2 protein-coding genes are annotated in these 2,561 nt (G+C 68.2%); both read right to left on the reverse strand.

Features of this window, described 5'->3' with window-relative positions:
* Complete coding sequence (locus NQ160_RS17230) at positions 1-1,227, reverse strand: pyridoxal phosphate-dependent aminotransferase (protein ID WP_257516383.1); 1,227 nt, start codon at positions 1,225-1,227, stop codon at positions 1-3.
* Between the two features lie 39 nt (positions 1,228-1,266).
* A partial coding sequence (locus NQ160_RS17235; RefSeq protein WP_441338268.1) for a preprotein translocase subunit SecA occupies positions 1,267-2,561 on the reverse strand: 1,295 nt, incomplete at its 5' end.

The following is a 2,561-nucleotide window of genomic DNA, read 5'->3' on the forward strand; positions in this document are numbered from 1 at the left end:
TCACTGCCGGTACGAGGACAGGAAGTTCCCGAGCCGTTGCACGGCCTCGCTCAGCACGCGCGCCTCGGGCAGCGTCACGATGCGCAGGTGATCGGGCGTCGGCCAGTTGAAGCCGGTGCCGGGAACCAGCAGCACGTGCTCGGCGACGAGGAAGTCGTAGACGAGCTTGCTGTCGTCGTGGATCTCGTAGACCTCCGGATCCAGCCGGGGGAAGGCGTAGAGCGCGCCGGCGGGCTTATGGCACGTGATGCCGGGAATGGCTTCGAGGCCCTCCCACGCGGCATCCCGCTGCTCGTGCAGTCGCCCGCTCGGAGCAATCAGCAGGTCGATGGACTGCACACCGGACAGGGCCGCCTGCACGGCGTGCTGCGCCGGCACATTGGGGCAGAGCCGAGTGGATGCCAGCAGCTGGATGCCTTCGAGGAACCCGGCCGCGTGCTTCTTCGGCCCGGTGATGACCATCCAGCCCGAGCGGTAGCCGGCGACGCGGTAGGTCTTGGACAGTCCGTTGAACGTCAGGCAGAGCAGGTCCGGAGCGAGGGTCGCCAGCGGAATGTGCTCGGCGCCGTCGAACAGGATGCGGTCGTAGATCTCGTCCGACAGCAGCAGGAGCGAGTTCTCTCGCGCGATGTCGACGATCCCCTGCAGCACCTCGCGGCTGTACACCGCTCCCGTGGGGTTGTTGGGGTTGATCACCACGATGGCCTTGGTGCGGGGGGTGACCTTGGAGCGGATGTCATCGAGGTCCGGCTCCCAGCCGGCGGCACTGTCGCATCGGTAGTGCACCGGCGTGCCGTCCGCGAGGCTCGTCATCGCCGTCCAGAGCGGATAGTCCGGCGCGGGGATCAGCACCTCGTCGCCCTCGTCGAGCAGCGCCTGCATCGTCATCGTGATGAGCTCGGACACCCCGTTGCCGAGATAGACGTCATCGGGGTCGAACGAGGGGAAGCCGGGCGTCTCCTCATAGCGGGACACCACCGCCCGCCGAGCCGACATGATCCCGCGGCTGTCGCTGTAGCCGTGCGAGTGCGGGATGGCCTCGATCATGTCGCGCACGATCTGGAAGGGGGCTTCGAACCCGAACACCGCGGGGTTGCCGGTGTTGAGCTTGAGGATGGTGTGCCCGTCGGCCTCGAGCCGGTCGGCTTCGGCGAGCGCCTGGCCGCGGATCTCGTACAGGACGTTCTTCAGCTTGCTCGACTGGTCGAGGTTGCGCAGCGGACTCATCGGTTCAGGATATCCCCGTCGCGACGCCGCCCCCGCCGGCTACTTCTTCTTGCCGGAGGCGCGGCGCTGCGCGCGGTTCTGGGGGCTGGATGCCGCAGCCGGAGCCGCACCCTCGGTGCGCTGGCCGAAGGCACCGCGCGAGGGCTGCTGCACCTGCGTGTCGACGCCGCCCGCGCTGACGCCGCCCGAGGCGCGCGCCTCACGCAGCTTCGCCGTGGCCGCCTGCTGCACCTGGCCGCGCTCGTTGCGCACCTCCACGTCGCCGGAGTCGCTCGGGGCGGAGTACTCCAGGCGCGGCTGCTCGGGGGCCACGAGTCCCTTGGCGTCGACCTCGGCCTCCTGGCCATCGGTGCGACGCACCTCGACCTCGAGGTTGTAGAGGAAGCCGACGGACTCCTCCTTGATCTGGCCCATCATCGCCTGGAACATCTGGTACCCCTCGCGCTGGTACTCGATGAGGGGGTCGCGCTGCGCCATCGCCCGCAGGCCGATGCCGTCCTTGAGGTAGTCCATCTCGTAGAGGTGGTCCCGCCAGCGGCGGTCGAGCACCTGCAGCACCACGCGTCGCTCGAGTTCGCGCATCGCGGGGGAACCGAGCGACTCCTCGCGTCGCTGGTAGGCGATCTTGGCGTCGGAAAGGATCTCGCGCTTGAGGATCTCGGGGGTGATCCGGCCCTTGTGGCCGGCCTCGGAGACGACCTCGTCGATGGTGACCGACACCGGGTAGAGGGTCTTCAGCTCGGTCCAGAGTGCGTCGAAGTCCCAGCTCTCGGTGTGGCCCGACGACGTGTGGTCGTCGATGACCGAGCTGATGGCATCCTCGATGAAGTGCTCGATGCGCCCCGACAGGTCATCGCCTTCGAGCACGTGGCGACGGTCGGCATAGATGGCCTCACGCTGACGGTTGAGCACATCGTCGTACTTGAGGACGTTCTTGCGGATCTCGGCGTTGCGGGACTCCACCTGGGACTGGGCGCTCTTGATGGCGCGCGAGACCATGGTCGACTCGATGGCGACGTCGTCGGGGAAGTTCGTGCGCGCCAGGATCGCCTCAGCGGCGCCGGACTGGAACAGCCGCATGAGGTCGTCGGTCAGGGACAGGTAGAAGCGGCTCTCGCCGGGGTCTCCCTGACGGCCGGAGCGACCGCGCAGCTGGTTGTCGATGCGGCGCGACTCGTGCCGCTCGGTTCCCAGCACGTACAGGCCGCCCGCTTCGACGACCTTCGTCGCCTCTTCGGCGACCGTGTCGCGCATCGAGGCGTACACGGAGTCCCACGCGGCCTCGTACTCCTCGGGAGTCTCGACCGGGTCCAGGCCCTGGGCCTTCAACTCCT

Source organism: Microbacterium sp. zg.Y909 (genome assembly GCF_024626565.1).